The organism is Steroidobacter gossypii, from assembly GCF_016801985.1.
In the GTDB taxonomy this organism is placed as follows: domain Bacteria; phylum Pseudomonadota; class Gammaproteobacteria; order Steroidobacterales; family Steroidobacteraceae; genus Steroidobacter; species Steroidobacter gossypii.
The window spans coordinates 24,268-42,860 of sequence record NZ_JAEVLS010000009.1 but is presented as its reverse complement, the minus strand read 5'-3'; the positions used below and the strand labels follow the sequence as shown (position 1 = coordinate 42,860).

The following is an 18,593-nucleotide window of genomic DNA, read 5'->3' as shown; positions in this document are numbered from 1 at the left end:
ACGAATCATGTCGATTGACCTGCCCAGCCCCGAGTACATCAGCCGTTCCGTGGCCCTTGCGATCGAGGAGGATGTCGCGACCGGCGATCTGACCGCGCAACTGATTCCTGCAGATCGCACCTCAAAGGCCACCGTGATCACGCGTGAGGACGCGACACTGTGTGGGCGAGCCTGGTTCGATGAGGTGTTTCGTCAGATCGACACCCGGGTGCAGATTGCCTGGAAGGCGCAGGACGGCGAGCGTGTTCGCGCCAATCAGTTGCTATGCGAGCTCACCGGACCTTCGAGAGCGTTGCTCACGGGCGAGCGGACGGCGCTTAACTTCCTGCAGTTACTGTCGGGGACGACGACGGAGACCAGTCGGTACGCCGAGGCACTGAAAGGCACTCAGTGCCGGGTGCTCGATACGCGCAAGACGATTCCTGGGCTGCGGCTCGCGCAGAAATATGCGGTGCGCTGTGGGGGCGGCACGAACCATCGCATCGGTTTGTTCGACGCCATCCTGGTCAAAGAAAATCACATCGCGGCGGCGGGGTCGATCGCTGCGGCGGTGGCGGAGGCGCGCCTCGTCAACAGCAAGGTGATGGTGGAAGTCGAGGTGGAGAATCTCGATGAGTTGCAGCAGGCGCTGGCTGCGAAGGTCGATCGGATTCTGCTCGACAACTTCTCGCATGAAGACTTGAAGGCCGCGGTGCACATCACGCGCTCGCATCAGAACAAGGGCATCGAGCTGGAAGCGTCAGGAAACATGTCGCTGGAAACGTTGCGCACGGTGGCCGAGACCGGCGTCGATTTCGTGTCGGTCGGCGGCCTCACGAAGCACGTGAGGGCGCTGGACCTGTCGATGCGCTTCGCATAACGCCGCCGCAATTTTTCTTTTCGGCCTGGCCGGCACGGAAGGGGGCTCATCCATATCGGCCGCGGTGAGTTTGGCCTGCGGCCGGCACAGAGGCAGGATCGGGTTGCGCCGGCAGAGCCGGCGCTAGCTGGTTAGAACGCTTCGCTGCCCGAGGCGAGCTTCATCACGCGCTGAGGGGTGGCGATGCCGTAGCCTTGGGCGTAGTCGACGCCCAGGCTGCGGAGCATCTCGATGATCTCGACGTTCTCGGCGAACTCGGCGATGGTTTGCTTGCCGGTGAGATGACCGATTTCGTTGATCGAGCGCACCATCTCGCGGTCGATGGGGTCGTGCAGGATTTCTTTGACGAAGCTGCCGTCGATCTTCAGGAAGTCGACCGGGAAGTGCTTCAGGTAACCGAATGAGGACAGACCGGTGCCGAAGTCATCGAGCGCAAACCGGCACCCCAGATCCTTCAGCGCATGGATGAACCGGTTCGCCTGCGAGAAGCTGGCGATGGCCGCGGTCTCGGTGATCTCGAAGCAAATCTTCGAGGCATCGATGCCGCTGCGATGGAAATGATCGATCACGAACGGCAGGAATTTGTCGTCCCCCAGGCTCTGGCCTGACAGATTGATGGAGCACAACTCGAGCTTCTCGCGCTCATCCGCCTCGGACACCAGCCAGCGCAGCGCGTGTTCGATCATCCAGCGATCGATGTTCGGTGTGAGCCCGTAGCGCTCGGCGGCGACGATGAATTGATCCGGCGCGACGATCTTGCCCGCCTCATCGCGCATGCGTAGCAACAGCTCGTAGTGCAGCCCGCGCGCGTCCTTGTGCTGCAGCGGCTGAATGACCTGGCGGAAGATCTCGAAGCGATTGTCTTCCAGCGCGTTGTTGATGCGCGCCGCCCATTGCATCTCGCGACGCCGACGCATCAGGTCGATGTCGTTTTCCTGGAAGCTGTAGATGCGATTGCGGCCGCTTTCCTTGGCGGCGGCGCACGCGCTGTCAGCCGCCGAGATCAGCGAGGCGACATCCTCGTTCTCGGGCGATAGCGGTACCACGCCGATGCTGGCGCCAAGCCGGAAAGTGCGCTCTTCCCACACGAACTTGTAGTTGCGGATCGCCTCGCGAAGCATCTCGGCATTGCGCACGGCTTCTTCCAGCGAACAGCTCTCGAGCAGCACGCCGAACTCATCGCCGCCCAGACGCGACACCGTGTCGCGCCACCGGATCTTCGACTTGAGCAACGCGCCGACCTGACCGAGCAGCGCATCGCCCGCGCTGTGACCGCAGTTGTCGTTGATGATCTTGAACTGATCGAGATCGATGTGACAAAGAGCGTACGACGCCTCACGCGCCTTGGCGCTCTTCAGCGCCCGCTCCAGTCTCGACTCGAATTCCCGGCGGTTCACCAGGCCGGTGAGAATGTCATGGCTCGCGTGATACGAAAGCTTGCGATTCAACTCACGGCTCTCGCTCACATCATGAAACACGAGCACGCCGCCGGAGACATTGCCCGCGCCGTCGCGAATCGGCGAGGCGCAACTTTCGATGTAAAGCTCGTTGCCGTCGCGACGGATCAGCAGCGTCGGACGGACCGATTTGATCGCGCGAGTGCGACGGATCGCGACCGCGAGCGGATTCTCCAGCGGCTCGCAGGTCTCCTCGTGGAAGCTGCGGAAGATCTCGTCGATCACGCGGCCTTGCGCATGCTCCAGCCGCCAGCCGGTGAGCTGCTCGGCGACCGGATTGAGATATTCGATCCGGCACTTCGAATCGGTGGTGATTACGCCATCGCCGATGGACTGCAACGTGATCTGCGCGCTTTCTTTCTCTTTGAACAGCGCCTCTTCATACAGCTTGCGCTCGGTGACATCGAGATCGACGCCAACGATGCGACGGGCGCGCCCGTGCTCATCGACTCGGGCCTTGGCGCGACTCTCCACCCACAGCCACACGCCATCGCGATGCCGCAGACGGTGCACGCTTTCGAACAGCGGCTCCTTGCCGGACAAGTGATCGCGCAGCGCCGTACTGACGCGAACCGTGTCATCCGGATGTAACAATTGTTGCCAGTCGGTGAGCGGCTCGACGTCATCGTCCGTGTAACCGAGCATGGCCTTCCAACGCGGCGAGAACCAAGTCTTCTGAGTGTCGACTTCGAAGTCCCACAAGCCGTCGTTTGCGCCATGCAGGGCGAGCTCGTTGCGCTCTTCCAGCGCATGAAAGTGTTTTTGGTAGCGCAACCTTTCTACGCCACTCGAATAACTCGAGCCGAGCAGCTTGAGCATCAAGTGCAGGTTGGCGTCCCAGGAATCGCGCGGCAGGGTCGAGCACAGCGCGATAAACGCCTGAACGCGCCCTTGAATGGCCACGCCCACCACGAGCGCCGCGCCAATGTGCAACGATGCGAATCGAGCGCCTTCTGCGATCAGCTCACGCCGCGGATGCGCGGTGTCGCGGATCTCGACGATGCGCAGGTGACCGAGCTTGTTACGAAGATATGGCAAGCGTTCGAGCGGCTCGCCATGAAACACGATGGGATTGAAGGTCGCGAACAGGCCGCTCGCTGCAACCACATGCTCGATGCTCTTGTGCTCCTCATCGAAGGTCGCGATGACGATGGCGTCGAGCCCGGCCGCCTCCCGCAGCGCCTCGAGATTATGTTTGAGCAGCGGATCGTCGCGCTCGCTGGTCAGGTTCTGAAAATCGATGGACGCCTTGGTGAGCAGTACGTCCAAACCCGCGTTGGACTTGCGGCGCGGGCGCGCGGTGAACAACGTGTCGCCGCTCGGTGCACTCAGCATCGCATGCTCTGTCGGGTTGCTTGCCACTTGGGGAGCGCGTCAGTGAGTCGTCGAAGCCGAGCCGCGTAGTTGCGGACTCAGCGAAGGGCAGCGATCCATTCTGTTCGCCGCGCCCGAATCGTTGTTACAGTTCTTATCGCGGAGCCGGGAATCCTTGCGAACCCCAGGCGCCGCTGACTGGTTCGCCAAGCAGGCTGAGACAGTCATTCAGGGCACCCTCCCGAATCGAAACTCTCGCGCCGTCACTGCATCTGGTTCGAAAGCGGCGTAAACCGTTTCGACGCTGAGCGAATATGAATAGCAGTGTGGCGATCGACCGATTGTGGCACAGCAAAATATGCGATGGAAAGCGCGGTGCCAAGTGTTTCATTCGACCCCAGACGCCAAACAGCGACATTGCTCCGCGCAGGCCGTACGCGATCCGACGCTTCCCCCGTCAGATCCTTGACTCATTCGCCTTGCAGGGTTTCCCGGATGCGAGTCTGCGGCGGACTTCGGAGGATCAGCCAGCGCACGCCGAACAGATCGACGATGCCGCCCCAGAGCCGATTGTTCAGCCCGTACTTGGAAACGCCGCGCGTACGCGGCCGATGACTGACCGGCACGGACACCACGCGCGCCCCGTCTCGTTGATATAAAGCCGGCAAAAAGCGGTGCATGTGGTTGAACCAGGGCAGTCGCATGAAGGTGGCTCGATGCATGAGCTTGATGCCACAGCCGGTGTCGGGCGTGCCGTCGCGAAGCAGCCCGCCGCGCACACGATTGGCAACACGTGAAGAAAACCGGCGCAACCACGTGTCTTTGCGTGTGGTGCGATTGCCCATCACGAGTTTGAGCGACTCGTCGCCGGCGACGAGCGCTTTGATCAGCGCTGGAATATCTGCCGGATCGTTCTGACCATCGCCGTCCAAGGTCGCGACCCATTCGGCGCGCGCCGCCTCCACGCCGGTACACACTGCCCTGCTCTGTCCACAGCGCTGCGAGTGCTCGAGCAGCCGGATCTCCGGGATTCCCGTGGCGCGGGCGGCCTGAACGGCCTCGACCGTGCCGTCGGTGCTGCCGTCATCGACAAAGATGATCTCGAAGGGCTGGTGATCGACCAGGGCGGCCTTTATTTCACGGGCCAGCGGCCCGACATTCTCAGCTTCATTACAGACCGGAATGACGACGGAAAGCTTCATGCGCACCCAAATTATAGGGTCAGGGTTGTGGGTCGTCCGGCAAAAGTCGCGCCTTTTGTCGGACGTGTCGAAGCGGCCTCGGCCACTTCCGATCAGAGGAGACGTCTGGCCGGGGAAAACCAATCGCCTTATGCTCGCTTCATGAACGACCACCGGCACCGGGCCGGGGGACACCACCACGGCGAGCACCGGCAGGAAGCCGGCGGCAGCGGTGCCCACTTCGCCCACGATCACGCAGGCCACAGCCATTCGGCGGGTGCATGTGGCGATCATCACCATGACCATGGCTCCGTCGCGCACGCTTCCCGTGGGCACGATCACGACCATACCGCCGGCGCCAGCGGCCGGGTGCTGGGCATCGCCTTTGCGCTGACCGCGCTGTTCATGTTCGTCGAGTTCGCAGGCGGACTGCTGGCGAGATCGCTCGCGCTGTTCGCCGATGCAGGCCACATGCTGACCGACGCCGCTGCATTGGCGCTCGCCTGGGCCGCTGTGCGCATCGCCGCCCGGCCTGCCGACGCCAAACGTTCCTTCGGTTATCAACGCCTGCGCGTGCTGGCGACATTCGTGAACGGTTGCGCCTTGCTGTTCATCGTCACGTGGATTTCGTTCGAAGCCATCGAGCGGTTGCTCAATCCCGTGCCCGTCAACGCAAGCGTGATCCTCTGGATCGGCTCGATCGGTCTGGCTGTGAACCTGATCGTGTTCACCATGTTGAGCCGCGGCCACGCGCACGATGACATGAACGTCTCGGCCGCAGCGCTCCACGTGCTCGGCGATCTGCTGGGCTCGGCGGCGGCGATCGTGGCGGCGCTGGTGATTTTGTGGACCGGCTGGCTGCCCATCGATCCCTTGCTGTCGCTCTTGGTGTGCGCGCTGATCGTGAAAAGCGCCGTTTCACTGGTGCGCCGGTCGGCGCACATACTCATGGAAGGATCGCCGGAGTGGCTCGATCAGGTCGAGTTGCGCCGGACGCTCGAGCAGCGGATTCCTGCCATTCGAGATGTGCATCATGTGCACACCTGGTCGGTGGGGCCGCACGAGACGCTCCTGACCATGCACGCGCTGGTGAGCGTCTCGGCCGATCAAGCAGTGGTGTTGAAAGACACCAAGGCGCTGCTGGCCGAGCGCTTCGGCATCACGCACGCGACCATTCAAATCGAAGTGGAAGATTGCGTCGACAAGGACTGCGAGCAACCGCCGCTCAAGCGAGACCGCACCGCGCGAGGGTGACGATTTCGCCTTCTGACCAGTCAGTAGTCACCAGTCATCAGTCACTTCTATTCCGCCAGCGCGCGCTCGGCGATCTTGAACGTCTCGTGCAGGCGGCGCTCGAGCTCTTCCTGAGCTGCGACCATCTCTTCGTCACTCATCCGCTTCGGCGGAAAGTAAGGCTCGCCGATGGCGATGCGCAGGCGCGCAAACGGCCAGGGAATGACGAACTTATCCCAGGTGCTCAACAGCCTGGCGGGACTCGCCGCGTAGGCGATCGGCACCACCGCCTTGCCGCTGATCTGCGCTGTGAAGATGGCGCCGGGTTTCATCTTGAAACGTGGCCCGCGCGGACCATCGGGCGTGATGGTGGGCGAGATGCCCTCCTTCACGATCGCGGTATAAACGCCGCGCACCGCCCGCACGCCGGTGTAGGAGCCTGAGCCACGAACGACATGCGCGCCGTACAACTCCGCCAGCATGGTCGGCGCCTGGCCATCGACCGAAGGAGAAATCATGAAGCCAGGCTTCATGCCCTCGATGCGATTGGAGCACATGAATCGCGCGGCCATGAGCAGATGCTGATGCCAGAACACGGGCACCACTGCACCTTGTTCTTTCAACAAGGCTTCCAGACGCTCCAGGCCGACGAGCTTCAAGCGACTGGTGCGCCAGAGCACTTCGAGAATGAAGGCGCCCAGGTACACGGCCAGCCGATAGGCGAACATGCGCGCCGGCGTCAATCGGCGCTGCGATTTGGTACGCGCAGGCCGCGTCGGCTGCGCAGTTTCTCCTGACACTCCTTGCTCCTGATGCTGATCACGCAAACGCCGCGCGAAGCGCGGCGTTCGCCCGAAGTTTAACGCGCCTGGTCGCCCTGCTGCAGCTCGGCGGTCAGCTCGATCTCCTTGCCTTCGCGCCAGACTCTCAGGCGCACGGTATCGCCCGGCTTGTAATCATCGAGCCGCGCGGACAGCAGTGCACCGCTGTCGACTTCCTCACCGTCGATCGCGAGGATGACATCACCAGGGATGATGGAATTGCGCCGGCCGATGCGGGCGCCGCGCAGGCCCGCACGATCGCCCGTGCCGCCCTGCTGCACGCGAAGGATGGCTGCACCGCTGACGCCGAGCTGGCGCGCGATCGCGCGGCTCAGCACTTCATCGACTTCGATCCCCAAGCTCGGCGGCGCATAGCGGCCGGTAGCGATCAGCTCCGGCGCGACGCGATTGATGGTGTCCACCGGCACCGCGAACCCGATGCCGGCGCTCGCGCCGGACGGACTGAAGATGGCGGTGTTCATGCCAATCAATCGACCCGAACTGTCCAACAGCGGCCCGCCCGAATTGCCCGGATTGATCGCCGCATCGGTCTGGATGAGATGTTGAATGACGCGGCCGTCTTCGCCGTCGAGCGAACGATCGAGCGCGGACACGATGCCAGTGGTCAAGGTCCAGTCGAGACCGAACGGATTGCCGATGGCGAATACCTTCTGGCCCACCTGCACATCGTTGCTGGTGCCGACCGGAATCGGCGTGGGCGCATCGGGCGCCTGGATTCGCAGCACCGCGATGTCGTGAGCCGCGCTGCCGCCGATGAAAGTCGCTTCGAAGTCGCGACCGTCGGCGAGCTTCACGATCGCCCGACTGCTGCCCTGGACCACGTGCAGGTTGGTGATGATGTGACCCTGCTCGTCCCAGATGAATCCCGAGCCCGTGCCACGCGGCACCGTCATCACATTGCGCGTCCAGAAATCCATGACGCGCTCTTGGGTCGAGATGTACACGACCGAGCCCTTCGCGGCCTCGAACAAGCCGATGACGGCCTGCTCGTCCTGCATCAGCTCCCGGCGCGGCACCACCGGGCGCGGCGCGGCGTCGACCGCGACCTTGCGCCAGGTGTCGGTGCTCAAATACCAGGCCCCGTATGCGGCCAGCGCGAGCACGATCAAACGGGACACGTTCCGCCAGCGATTGGGTCCGGGGGGATTCATTGTTCTTCGGCCTCCGGTTGGCGAGGACTTCGAGCGGCTCTACCTTGGTACGGCTCGAAGTAAATGGTGCCGACTCGCGGAATCGAACCGCGGACCCACGCATTACGAATGCGTTGCTCTACCAGCTGAGCTAAGTCGGCACCGATGAGCCGAAGCGGCACCGGCGGGGCCGGTGCGGCGGGGGTGCGAAGTATAGGGGAAGAAGTTGCGGGGGAACAGGCCGCCCGCCATCGACTCAGGCGCCGTCGGCGGCACGTTTCCGGCGCAGACGGATTACCACCTCCACCACTTCGGCCTCCATGCCCTCCGGCAATGTCGGGAATCGACTGAACGCGATGTCGTTCGGGTCGATGTCCTTGAGCTCGCCGGTTTCCAGGTCGTGGAAATGGTGGTGGGGCACGATGGTCGAGTCGTACACCGAGCGCTCCGGATCCAGGTGGATCTGCCGCACCAGGCCGCGCTGGGCCAGCACCTTCAGGGTGTTGTAGACCGTGGCCTTGGAGACGCGCTCGCCGCCCTTGCGGATCTGCGCCAGGATCTGCTCGGCAGTCATGTGGGTGGGCGCCGCCATCAGGATCTCGGCCACCCGCACGCGCTGGTGCGTCGGTTTCAGCCCATGCAGATGCAGCTGCTGGGCGATCCGATCTCGGGTCGGGGTACCCTGGTTGCTGGAGGGGTCGGCGCTGGGGTCGACGTCGGGGCGATGCTGGGCGCTGTACTCGGAGCTCACGTAAGAACCCGCCACTGATAAATCCGGGCAAATACTCTATGGCCGAGCATACATCGGCGACCGGCCGGAGGCGAGAAATCAGGCGAAAAAGCCGCTAAATCGACGTTACGGGGCACGCCGACACCCCTATGTTGGCCGGCGTCGAAGCGAGGCAACGCACATGTCTGACGCCCTTCATCCCCGGCCCCGGGGCCTCACCCTGTTCGAGCTGCTGATCGCCATGACCATCCTGGCCATCGCGGTGGGACTGGCCATCCCATCGCTCGACACCCTGTTGCGAGATTCACAGCGAACCGCGGCGGTGAACGGCTTCGTCCATGCCATTTTTCTGGCGCGAAGCACCGCGCTGACCCGGAACAAGGCGGTGAGCATCTGCCGCTCCACCGACGGGCTGACCTGCACCCACCAGACGATCGACTGGCAGCACGGCTGGATGGTGTTCGAGAACGCGGATCGGGACGAGCCGCCCGTCCGGGATGCGAACGAGACTGTGCTTGCCGTTCAGCACCGGTGGAGCGGCGGGACGATCACCTCGAACCGGCGCAGCTACACGTTCAGACCGCATCATCATGGCGTGGTGAACGGCACGCTCGTCTTCTGCGACCACCGCGGGCCAACCGAAGCGAGGGCGGTCATCATCAGCGCCGTGGGTCGGCCACGTGTCTCGAGACGAGACAGTGACAATCGCCCTTTACGCTGTCCCGGCGGATAGCCATGATGGCTCCTGTATGGGAGGACCAATGCCGACCCTGCGCAGCGTTCATCGCTCGCGCGGTTTCAACTTCGTCGAAGTGCTTGCCGCCTTGTTGGTGATGGCTGTCGCCATCATCGGTATCGCTGCGCTCTACTCCGACCAGACTCACATCCCCGCGGACGCCCGCCTGCCGCTGCGCGCCGCCGAGCTCGCTGAACAGATGGCCGAGCGCATTCGAAACACCAGCGAAGGCCGCGACGGCTTCGCCACCACCGTGGGTGTGATCTGCGACCCGAACGCGAAGATCAAGCTGCCCCAGGACCAGGCCGCACAGATCGCGGCCTGCTGGGAAGACGAAGTGGAGAAGGCGCTGCCCAGCGGCCTCGGCTCGATCTCACGAGATACGTCCATGACGCCCGCGAGCTTCGTCGTCGCCGTCAGCTGGTCCGCGCCCGGCTCGGGCGCCGCGTCGTATGTGACGAGAGTGGAGATCCGAAACTAGGATCGTTCCCGGATACGCCGGCTACAGCGTCTCGCCATCGATCCTTGAGAAAATCACATTGTGCATGCGTGTGAGCGGCTCTCGAAGCCGCCGCGGCCGCGGCAACGTTTGCTTCGGGTACGCGTAATCTCGGAAGTTGTGCGACTCCGGCAGTACATACGGGAAGAAGCCCAGCCGGTTCAGATGGTTCATCAGCCACGTGCGGCGCTGCTCGCGAGCGGGCTCGCAGGCGACTTCAACGATGAGCTCCAGCGAGTCGTTGAAACGTCCGCTTTCCGATTGCAGCCCACGGATGACCTCGTCCTCCACGCCTTCGACATCACCTTCATCAGTCGGGCGCGACGGCACTCCGCGTCAGTGAGAATATCCGCGAGTGTGCTGGCCGGAACGCAAATGGAAGGCGAAGCGCTGTCCTGCTGCAACATCCCCGTAGATCCGAGATTGCCGGCCTCTCCCCAGAACAAGCGGACTTCGCTCGGCGCGTCCGGGCCGACCGCAGCCTTGTTCACCACGCGTGTGTTGCTGATTCCGTTATCGCGAACGTGTCTGGCCAGATGCTCGCATATCGCGGGCATCGCTTCGATCGCCACCACGTTTCCATCCGTTCCGACGCAGCGAGACGCGAGCAGCGTGAAGTATCCGACGTTTGCGCCGACATCGATGAACGCGTCGCCGCGCTTCAGCCTGCTTTCGATCCACGCAGTGAGGTTGGGCTCCCACAATCCGAAGTAGTAGAGCGTGCGTTGGATCCAGTCGCGTGTGTGGCCGCTGATGCGCCAGCCTCGCGGCGTGACAGTCTCATAGTGGAACTCTCGACGACGTACGAGGCTCCATAACATGCGCTTGAGTGGAAGACCGGGCAGGGCCCGAATGAGCTGGGGTGCTAGGGCCACCCTATATCCGTGCAATCGGCCAAGGACTCATTGGAGCGCAGATGTTAGCATGCCGATTGCTCGCGAGCATCAGAGCGCGGCTCTCAGCAATCGACGCATCGATTGTTATTTTTGTAGTGTCCCTGCGCGCGCCTCAGCACGCGGAAGCGGCACGCGAAGCTCGCGGGGCAGGCTGAAAACGACGTTCTCGACCTGGCCTTGCAAACTCTCCGGCGCCTGTCCGCCCCAATCTTTGAGTTTCGCGACGACGCGCTCGACCAGCACTTCGGGCGCTGAGGCGCCGGCCGTCACGCCGACCACGCGCTTGCCATCGAACCATTCGCGCTTCATATCCTCGGGACCGTCGATCAGATAGCCAGGGATGCCGGCCTTCTCAGCGATCTCTCGCAGGCGATTCGAATTGGAGCTGGAGGGTGAGCCGACCACCAGGATGATGTCGCAGCGTTCGACGAGCCGCTTCACCGCATCCTGCCGGTTCTGCGTGGCATAACAGATATCTTCTTTGCGCGGCGTCGTAAGCGTCGGGAAGCGGGCGCGCAAGGCATCGACCACTCTTTGAGTATCGTCGACGGACAAGGTCGTCTGCGTCACGAACGCAAGGCGCGAGGGATCTTTGATCTCGAGCCTCTCCACATCTTCGGGTGTCTCGACCAGCAGGATGCGACCGCCGTACTGAGTATCGAACTGGCCCATCGTGCCTTCGACTTCCGGATGACCCTCGTGCCCGATCAGGATCACCTCGCGAGCCTCGCGCGCATAGCGCGACACCTCCATGTGGACTTTGGTGACCAACGGACAGGTCGCATCGAATACCTTCAGATCGCGACGACGCGCTTCTTCCTGAACCGACCGCGCCACACCGTGCGCGCTGAAGATCACGGTCGCATCGTCCGGCACTTCGTCCAGTTCCTCGACGAACACAGCGCCCAGGCTGCGCAAGCGCTCGACGACGTAACGATTGTGAACGACCTCATGTCGCACATAGATGGGCGCGCCAAACAACTCCACCGCGCGCTCGACGATGTCGATGGCCCGATCGACGCCCGCACAGAAACCGCGAGGATTGGCGAGGAGGATTTGCATGGTCACTTGCTCGGAGTCGTGCCGTCGGCGGGGCGGCGATCCTGGCCGCTTTCGAGGAAGGCATCGATCAGCAGACAGGCGGCGCCGATGGAGATGGCCGTATCGGCGATGTTGAACGCCGGAAAGTCCCAGGTGCGCCAGTTGAAGTAGATGAAGTCGACCACGTAGCCGTGCATCACCCGATCGATCACGTTGCCGAGCGCGCCCCCCAGCACCAGCGACAAGCCGATCGCGAGGATGGTTTGATCCGAGCGGATGCGCCGCAGCCAGATCATCAACGTCACGCTCACCACTACCGCGAGCGCAATGAAGAACCAGCGCTGCCATCCCGAGGCCTGCGCCAGAATACTGAACGCCGCGCCTGTATTCTCCAGATAGACGATATCGAGAATGGGCAGCAACGCGATACTGTCCTGAAACTTCACGGTGCTGATGACCAAGGCTTTGGTCGCCTGATCGAGGATCACCACGAAAAAGGACAGCCAAAGCCAGTTGCTGCCGCCGCGCGTGGGCGTGAACCAAACTTTCGCCAGGGGGTTGGTCATTGCATCAACCTCAGGTAAACCGCCGCTGTTCGCCCGGGCCTTCCACGTTGGTCACGCAGCGGCCGCACAGCTCCGGATGCCGTGCATCGTGACCGACATCGGGACGCTTGTGCCAGCAGCGCACGCACTTCACCGACGTGGTCGGCTTGACCACGATCCAGGCGCCGTTGCCTTCCGCTTCCTCCGCCGCCACCGCGTCCGCGGGACGAGTGTCCGCCGGATGCACACGTGCCGCGGACGTGATGAAGACGAACCGCAGCTCCTCGCCAAACGATTGCAGCACGCTCAACAGCGAGGACGAGCTCAGGTAGAGATCCACCTCCGCATCCAGCGGCGCACCGATCGAGCCCGCATTGCGCAGCTTCTCCAACTCACGCGCGACGGCGCTGCGCAGATTGAGGATCGCCGGCCAGTTGATCGACGGCTGATGCGTCATCTCTCTCGGCAGCTCGGCCCACGTATTGAAGAACACCGACTCGGAGCGCGCGCCCGGCATGTAACGCCAGATCTCCTCCGCCGTGAACGACAGAATCGGCGCCAGCCAACGCACCAGCGCTTCGGCGATATAAAACATCGCCGTCTGCGCCGAGCGGCGTGGCAGACTCTTCTTGCCGGTGGTGTAGACGCGATCCTTGGTGATATCCAGATAGAAGCCACCCAGATCGACGCTGCAGAAGTTGTGCACCTTCTGATAGATGAGGTGGAACTGATAGCTGCGATACGCCGCGATCACCTCTTCCTGCAGTTGCTGAGTGCGCCACACCGCCCAGCGATCGACTTCGACCATCTCCGACGCCGGCACTTTATCGGTCGCCGGGTCGAAGCCATCGAGATTGCCGAGCAGGAAGCGCGCGGTGTTGCGAATGCGCCGATAGGACTCCGCGACGCGCTTCAATATCTCATCCGAGAGCGCCATTTCGTTGGCGTAGTCGGTCGCTGCGATCCACAGGCGCAGCACATCGGCGCCGAGCGTGCCGATGACTTTCTGCGGGACCACGACGTTGCCCAGGGACTTGGACATCTTTCGTCCCTTCTCATCGATCGTAAAGCCGTGCGTCAGCACCGCCTTGTACGGCGCGCGATCGTGTTGAGCGACCGAGGTGAGCAGCGAGCTGTGGAACCAGCCACGATGCTGGTCCGAGCCTTCGAGATACAAATCCGCAGGCGCGGTGACATCCTCATGCATCTGCGGCACGCAGTGATGCGCCGACCCCGAGTCGAACCAGACATCCATGATGTCGTTGACCTTCTCGTACTCGCTCGCTTCCTGGCTGAGCAACTCCGCCGGATCGAGATCGAACCACGCATCGATGCCGCCCTCTTCCACGAGCCTTGCGACCGCTTCGATCAGCTCGACAGTGCGCGGATGCAGCTCGCCCGTCGCTTTGTGAGTAAACAACGGCAGCGGCACGCCCCACACGCGCTGGCGTGAGATACACCAATCGGGTCGCTCGGCCATCATGCTGGCGATGCGATTTTCACCCCAGCCGGGCACCCACTTCACCTTGGCGATCTCGCGCAGCGCGCCTTTGCGCAGACCCGCCTGCTCCATGCTGATGAACCATTGCGCGGTCGCGCGATAGATCACCGGCGTCTTGTGACGCCAGCAATGGGCATAGCGGTGGGTGAGCTTGGTCTCATGCAAGAGCGTGCCGCGCTCTTTGAGCACCTCGCTCACATGCTTGTTCGCATCGAACACGCGCTCGCCTTCGAACAACGGCGTGCCAGTGACGAAGCGGCCGTCGCTACCCACGGGGTTGTAGACCTCGAGCTTGTACTTCTGACCGATCTCGAAGTCTTCCACGCCGTGGCCGGGCGCGGTGTGCACGGCGCCGGTGCCATCCTCGATCGTGACGTGATCGCCCAGGATCACCGGCACCACCCGCTCGTAGAACGGATGTTGCAACTTCAGCCCTTCGAGCTTCGCGCCTTCGACTTCCGCGATGCGCGTCGATGTTTCCACGCCGGCGCGCTTGAGCACCGGCTCGACCAGCGAGCTTGCGAGGATCAGCAATTCGCTGCCGGTGTCCACCAGCGAATAACGGAACTCGGGACCGAGTGCCACGGCCTGGTTGGCAGGCAGCGTCCAGGGCGTCGTGGTCCAGATGATCACGCTGGCGGGCGACTTCAACGCGGACACGCCGAAGCGCTTCGCGAGATCCTGAGGATCCTTCACCGCAAAGCGCACATCGAGCGCGGGCGACACCTTGTCCTCGTACTCGACTTCCGCCTCGGCGAGCGCCGAGCGGCAGTCCAGACACCAGTGCACCGGCTTCAAGCCTTTATAGACATGGCCGTTGCGCAGGATCTGCGCGAACGCGCGCAACTGCTCGGCCTCGTACTTCGGCGCCATGGTGATGTACGGACGATCCCAATCGCCCATGACACCCAGACGCTTGAAGTCCTCGCGCTGGCCATTGATTTGTGACATCGCGTACTCGCGGCACGCCTGACGGAATTCGCGAGGCGCAAGCGCCTTCACTTCCTTGCCTCGGGTCTTTTCGATCTGGTGCTCGATCGGCAGGCCGTGACAATCCCAGCCCGGCACATAAGGCGCATCGAAGCCATCCATCGAGCGCGACTTGACGACGATGTCCTTCAACACCTTGTTGATGGCATGGCCGAGGTGAATCGCGCCGTTCGCGTACGGCGGGCCGTCCTGGAGAATGAACTTCGGCCGCCCCTTCGCGATCTCGCGCAGCTTCGCGTACGTCTGGCTTTCCTCCCAACGCTTGAGAGTGTCCGGCTCGCGACGGGCCAGATCCGCCTTCATCGGGAAGTCGGTCTGGGGCAGGTTGATGGTGTGCTTATAGTCCATACTCAATTCACGAAGCCAATATCTCGCGCGCTTGCGCGGCGTCCCGATTCATCTGCTCGATCAGTGCGTCCATGTCGGCGAACCAGCGCTCCTCGCGCAGGTAGGCGATGAAATCCACGTGCAGCCACTGGCGATACAAGTCGCCCGCGAAGTCAAACACGTGCGCTTCGAGCAACAGCTCCTTGCCGTTCACCGCCGGTCGCGTGCCGAGGTTTGCAACCCCTGGCGCATCCTTCAGCGCGCCGCCCGACACGCGAATTGCAAATATTCCGGCGAGCGGCGTGGCGCGCCGGTGCAATCTCAGATTCGCCGTGGGGAAGCCGAGCTTGCGCCCGAGCTTCTCGCCATGAATCACCTTACCGGTCATCCGATACGGACGGCCCAGCAATTTCGCCGCGCGCGCCATGTCACCCACGGCCAGCGCCTCACGGATCGAGGAGCTGCTGACGCGCTCGCCATCGACCTCGAACGGCGGCACTTCGGTCACCTCGAACCCCGCCGCCGTACCGAGCGTGCGCAGGCAGCCGACATCGCCCTGGTTGTTGCGGCCGAACCGGAAGTCATGCCCTACCACGATGTGGCGGACGCCGAGCGCTTTTACCAGTACCTCGTGCACGAACTCCTCGCGGCCGAGGCAGCGCATGCGATCGTCGAACCGCAGACAGACGAAACGATCGACCCCGTAGCGCTCGAGCGCTTCGAACTTCTCTCGAAAGCGGGTCAACCGGGCCGGCGGCGCGCCCTTGGCGAAAAACTCGCGCGGCGTCGGCTCGAACGACAACAGCGCCGCCGGCAGTCCGTGCTGTGCCGCCCGTTCGCGCAGCACGCGGATCATCTCCTGATGACCCAGGTGGATGCCGTCGAATGCCCCGATCGTCAGCACGCAACCGCGCTGCCGCGCACGCAGGTTATACAGGCCCCGAATGAGCTCCACCGCGGCCCTCGTGCTCCACCAGTCCAAAGATTAGGGTGAGATCGTCCACCGGAAGCCCTGCATTATAGGGAAGTCGCGGGCGGCTGCAGTCGGAACTGGCCGGCGCGTACGCCCATTGCCCACAAGGCCCCGAAATAAATGGCGATTCCGCCCGCCACCAGGCCCGCCAGCCAGACGATGCGCTCGATCTTCCCGGTGGCAAGCCACGTTCCGATGTCCCCACCGAACCACCACAGGAATGCGGCCATGAGCGCGCTCGCCACGACGATCCTGATCAGCAGGCCCCGCAGGGCCTGACCCCGCCGCAGCACCTGAGAGCGCAACAGCCCCAGATAAAGGAACGCTGCATTCATGATGGCGCCCACCCCGTTGGTGAGCGCGAGCAAGGTGTGCGCACCGGGCGTCTTCAGATGATCCGTGAGCCACAGGCCGAGCACCACGACGGCGTTCAGGGCCATGGTGACGCCGAGCGCGCGCATCGCAATCTTCACCGGCGCCTTGGTGTTCTGCTGGGCGTAGTAACCGGTCGCGAGCACCTTGATCATGCTCCAGCCCAACAGCGCGAGCGAAAACGCCATCAGCGCCATGCGTGTCATTTCGACGTCGATGTCCCGATACTCGCCATAGTGCAGAAGCGCGACGGTGAGCGGCCCGGACATCGCAAACAACGCCACTGACGCGGGAATCACGATGAGACACACCAGGCGCACGGCCCAGGCGAGCGTCGCCGAGAACTCATCCGGCGATTCCTTGGCGTGCTGTGACGACAGGCTCGGCAGGATCACGGTCGCAAGCGCAATGCTGAATACGCCGAGCGGGAATTCGACCAGCCGGTCCGCGTAATACAGCCAGGCCATGCTGCCGTCGGCGAGCAGGGAGGCGATGCCCGTGCTGATCATGATGCTCAACTGCCCCATCGATGAGCCGATGATCGCCGGCCCCATGAGCTTTGCGATCCGGCGCACGGCCTCGTGCTGCAGATTCCAATGCGGGCGGCGGATCACCCCGAGCTTGATCAACGCCGGCAACTGGATGAAGACCTGCAACAGACCGCCGACGAACACACCTACGGCGAGCGCCATGGCCGGTTGCTCGAAATACGGCGACACGAGCCCTGCGAACACGATCAGCACGAGGTTCAGCACCACCGAGGTGAACGCCGGCAGCGCGAACTGCTGATAACTGTTGAGCACGCCGCCGGCGAGCGCGGTCAGCGAGACGAACAGCAGGTAAGGGAAGGTCCAGCGAAGCATCTCCACGGCGAGGTCGAACTGCCCGACCTCCTTCGTGGTGAACCCCGGCGCGAAGATCGTGACGACCACCGGCGCGGCGATCACGCCCACGAGCGAGACGATTGCAAGGAAGCCGCCCAACGTGCCGGCCACGGAGTCGACCAGCTCGCGCACGTCCTCTTTGGTGCGCTTGGTCTTGTACTCCGCCACCACCGGCACGAAGGCCTGCGAGAACGCGCCTTCGGCGAACAACCGCCGCAACAGATTGGGGATCTGATTGGCAAGGACGTACACCTCCAGAAACACCGAAGGGATCATGTAGATCTGCACGATGTCGCGGATCAGCCCCGTGATCCGCGACAGCAGCGTGGTCATTCCGACGATGGCGGTGCTGCGAAAGAAGCCGCGGCTCATGACTGGCCGGGCTCGAAGGTGGTGGTGGTTGGGCGGAACATGGGGCGGCAATGGTAGTGAAGAAGCGGACGACGTGCTCAGGCACTTCGGGACAGCCGTCCAGGATGGTTGCGGAGGAATGTGGCGGAATGCAGGCAAGTTGCTCGCCTGCCCCGGCGCCAGTGCGCGTCGGCTGGCTTGTCTTCGCCCCGGCCACTCTTGGCGCGCTGCTGGTTCGGCAGGAGACCGGCGCATTTCGAATGCGCGGCGCCACCGCGTACAGCGCGTCCCGGCGATCCCTTGCGAGCCGACGCCTTACGAATTCGCGCCTTCGAAGCCGGCATCGGCCGAAACCTGGCGAAAATTCCTGGCAAATACCCACTTTGCCCTTGCCTTACGGCGGTGTGATCGGCAGAATTCGCGGCCTATTTTTTGGAGCCTTCACGACCGTGGCCAATATCAAGTCCGCCGAAAAGCGCGCTCGCCAGACCGTCAAACGCCGTGCGCGTAACATGGCCGGCCGCTCGAAGCTGCGCACCGCCATCAAGAGCGTGGTGAACGCAGTGGAAGCCGGCGACAAGGAAACCGCCGTCGCCAAGCTGAAGGCCGCCGGCCCGATCATCGACTCGGCCGTGAACAAGGGCCTGATCCATCGCAACAAGGCCTCCCGCCACAAGAGCGCCTTGAATGCCCGCGTGAAGGAGCTGTCGGTCGGCTAAATCCGCCGCCTGC

The 18,593-nt window shown here is 63.2% G+C and carries 16 protein-coding genes, 1 tRNA gene and 1 pseudogene; 5 read left to right on the top strand and 13 right to left on the bottom strand.

Features of this window, described 5'->3' with window-relative positions; genetic code table 11:
• The first annotated feature begins 7 nt into the window (after positions 1–7).
• A complete protein-coding gene (gene nadC / locus JM946_RS28240; protein WP_203170806.1) occupies positions 8–859 on the top strand; it encodes a carboxylating nicotinate-nucleotide diphosphorylase in 852 nt (283 codons plus the stop codon).
• 131 nt (positions 860–990) lie between these two features.
• Here nadC and JM946_RS28235 read toward each other — a convergent pair whose 3' ends face one another.
• Positions 991–3,651 (bottom strand): EAL domain-containing protein, encoded by a 2,661-nt coding sequence (locus JM946_RS28235; protein WP_203170805.1) that lies wholly within the window; start codon positions 3,649–3,651, stop codon positions 991–993.
• 449 nt (positions 3,652–4,100) lie between these two features.
• Complete coding sequence (locus JM946_RS28230) at positions 4,101–4,832, bottom strand: glycosyltransferase family 2 protein (RefSeq protein WP_203170945.1); 732 nt, start codon at positions 4,830–4,832, stop codon at positions 4,101–4,103.
• 141 nt (positions 4,833–4,973) lie between these two features.
• On the opposite strand from JM946_RS28230, the gene JM946_RS28225 reads away from it, so the two are divergent.
• Entirely contained in the window at positions 4,974–6,065 is a 1,092-nt protein-coding gene (locus tag JM946_RS28225) for a cation diffusion facilitator family transporter (protein ID WP_269141147.1), read from the top strand.
• Positions 6,066–6,112: 47 nt separating this feature from the next.
• Here the strand turns inward: JM946_RS28225 and JM946_RS31445 are convergent, their stop codons facing one another.
• The 4 genes from JM946_RS31445 to JM946_RS28205 all read right to left on the bottom strand — a co-directional run bounded on the left by JM946_RS31445 (position 6,113) and on the right by JM946_RS28205 (position 8,767).
• On the bottom strand, positions 6,113–6,844 hold the full coding sequence (locus JM946_RS31445) for a lysophospholipid acyltransferase family protein (protein WP_203170803.1): 732 nt from the start codon (positions 6,842–6,844) through the stop codon (positions 6,113–6,115).
• 59 nt (positions 6,845–6,903) lie between these two features.
• On the bottom strand, positions 6,904–8,037 hold the full coding sequence (locus JM946_RS28215) for a S1C family serine protease (RefSeq protein ID WP_203170802.1): 1,134 nt from the start codon (positions 8,035–8,037) through the stop codon (positions 6,904–6,906).
• 64 nt (positions 8,038–8,101) lie between these two features.
• Positions 8,102–8,177 (bottom strand) — tRNA-Thr (locus JM946_RS28210).
• Between the two features lie 95 nt (positions 8,178–8,272).
• Complete coding sequence (locus tag JM946_RS28205; protein WP_203170801.1) at positions 8,273–8,767, bottom strand: Fur family transcriptional regulator; 495 nt, start codon at positions 8,765–8,767, stop codon at positions 8,273–8,275.
• A gap of 160 nt (positions 8,768–8,927) precedes the next feature.
• Between JM946_RS28205 and JM946_RS28200 the strand changes: the two genes are divergently transcribed.
• Positions 8,928–9,479: a GspH/FimT family pseudopilin gene (locus JM946_RS28200; RefSeq protein WP_203170944.1), complete on the top strand. Its 552-nt coding sequence runs from the start codon at positions 8,928–8,930 to the stop codon at positions 9,477–9,479.
• A 28-nt stretch (positions 9,480–9,507) separates the two neighbouring features.
• Positions 9,508–9,963 carry a type IV pilus modification PilV family protein gene (locus JM946_RS28195; RefSeq protein ID WP_203170800.1) on the top strand — a complete coding sequence of 152 codons (456 nt, stop codon included), beginning with the start codon at positions 9,508–9,510 and terminating at the stop codon, positions 9,961–9,963.
• A 21-nt stretch (positions 9,964–9,984) separates the two neighbouring features.
• On the opposite strand, the gene JM946_RS30795 is transcribed toward JM946_RS28195, so the two are convergent.
• From JM946_RS30795 to murJ, 7 genes and pseudogenes are all read right to left on the bottom strand, one after another.
• A complete protein-coding gene (locus JM946_RS30795; protein ID WP_230980056.1) occupies positions 9,985–10,311 on the bottom strand; it encodes a hypothetical protein in 327 nt (108 codons plus the stop codon).
• 32 nt (positions 10,312–10,343) lie between these two features.
• Positions 10,344–10,802 (bottom strand): annotated as a pseudogene (locus JM946_RS31855) (FkbM family methyltransferase); the annotation flags it as partial.
• A 159-nt stretch (positions 10,803–10,961) separates the two neighbouring features.
• A complete protein-coding gene (gene ispH, locus JM946_RS28180; protein ID WP_203170797.1) occupies positions 10,962–11,939 on the bottom strand; it encodes a 4-hydroxy-3-methylbut-2-enyl diphosphate reductase in 978 nt (325 codons plus the stop codon).
• Positions 11,940–11,941: 2 nt separating this feature from the next.
• Positions 11,942–12,484 carry a signal peptidase II gene (gene lspA / locus JM946_RS28175; protein WP_203170796.1) on the bottom strand — a complete coding sequence of 181 codons (543 nt, stop codon included), beginning with the start codon at positions 12,482–12,484 and terminating at the stop codon, positions 11,942–11,944.
• 10 nt (positions 12,485–12,494) lie between these two features.
• Positions 12,495–15,302 (bottom strand): isoleucine--tRNA ligase, encoded by a 2,808-nt coding sequence (gene ileS, locus JM946_RS28170; protein WP_203170795.1) that lies wholly within the window; start codon positions 15,300–15,302, stop codon positions 12,495–12,497.
• A 7-nt stretch (positions 15,303–15,309) separates the two neighbouring features.
• Complete coding sequence (locus JM946_RS28165) at positions 15,310–16,236, bottom strand: bifunctional riboflavin kinase/FAD synthetase (RefSeq protein WP_203170794.1); 927 nt, start codon at positions 16,234–16,236, stop codon at positions 15,310–15,312.
• Positions 16,237–16,298: 62 nt separating this feature from the next.
• Complete coding sequence (gene murJ / locus JM946_RS28160; RefSeq protein WP_203170793.1) at positions 16,299–17,882, bottom strand: murein biosynthesis integral membrane protein MurJ; 1,584 nt, start codon at positions 17,880–17,882, stop codon at positions 16,299–16,301.
• A gap of 428 nt (positions 17,883–18,310) precedes the next feature.
• On the opposite strand from murJ, the gene rpsT reads away from it, so the two are divergent.
• Entirely contained in the window at positions 18,311–18,580 is a 270-nt protein-coding gene (gene rpsT, locus JM946_RS30790; RefSeq protein ID WP_203170792.1) for a 30S ribosomal protein S20, read from the top strand.
• The last annotated feature ends 13 nt before the right edge of the window (positions 18,581–18,593 follow it).

Bases quoted from the DNA above. Each gene is read 5' to 3' on its own strand.
- nadC (WP_203170806.1), top strand. From the start codon at position 8: ATGTCGATTGACCTGCCCAGCCCCGAGTACATCAGCCGTTCCGTGGCC.
- JM946_RS28235 (WP_203170805.1), bottom strand. From the start codon at position 3,651: ATGCTGAGTGCACCGAGCGGCGACACGTTGTTCACCGCGCGCCCGCGC.
- JM946_RS28230 (WP_203170945.1), bottom strand. From the start codon at position 4,832: ATGAAGCTTTCCGTCGTCATTCCGGTCTGTAATGAAGCTGAGAATGTC.
- JM946_RS28225 (WP_269141147.1), top strand. From the start codon at position 4,974: ATGAACGACCACCGGCACCGGGCCGGGGGACACCACCACGGCGAGCAC.
- JM946_RS28215 (WP_203170802.1), bottom strand. From the start codon at position 8,037: ATGAATCCCCCCGGACCCAATCGCTGGCGGAACGTGTCCCGTTTGATC.
- JM946_RS28200 (WP_203170944.1), top strand. From the start codon at position 8,928: ATGTCTGACGCCCTTCATCCCCGGCCCCGGGGCCTCACCCTGTTCGAG.
- JM946_RS28195 (WP_203170800.1), top strand. From the start codon at position 9,508: ATGCCGACCCTGCGCAGCGTTCATCGCTCGCGCGGTTTCAACTTCGTC.
- ispH (WP_203170797.1), bottom strand. From the start codon at position 11,939: ATGCAAATCCTCCTCGCCAATCCTCGCGGTTTCTGTGCGGGCGTCGAT.
- lspA (WP_203170796.1), bottom strand. From the start codon at position 12,484: ATGACCAACCCCCTGGCGAAAGTTTGGTTCACGCCCACGCGCGGCGGC.
- ileS (WP_203170795.1), bottom strand. From the start codon at position 15,302: ATGGACTATAAGCACACCATCAACCTGCCCCAGACCGACTTCCCGATG.
- murJ (WP_203170793.1), bottom strand. From the start codon at position 17,882: ATGAGCCGCGGCTTCTTTCGCAGCACCGCCATCGTCGGAATGACCACG.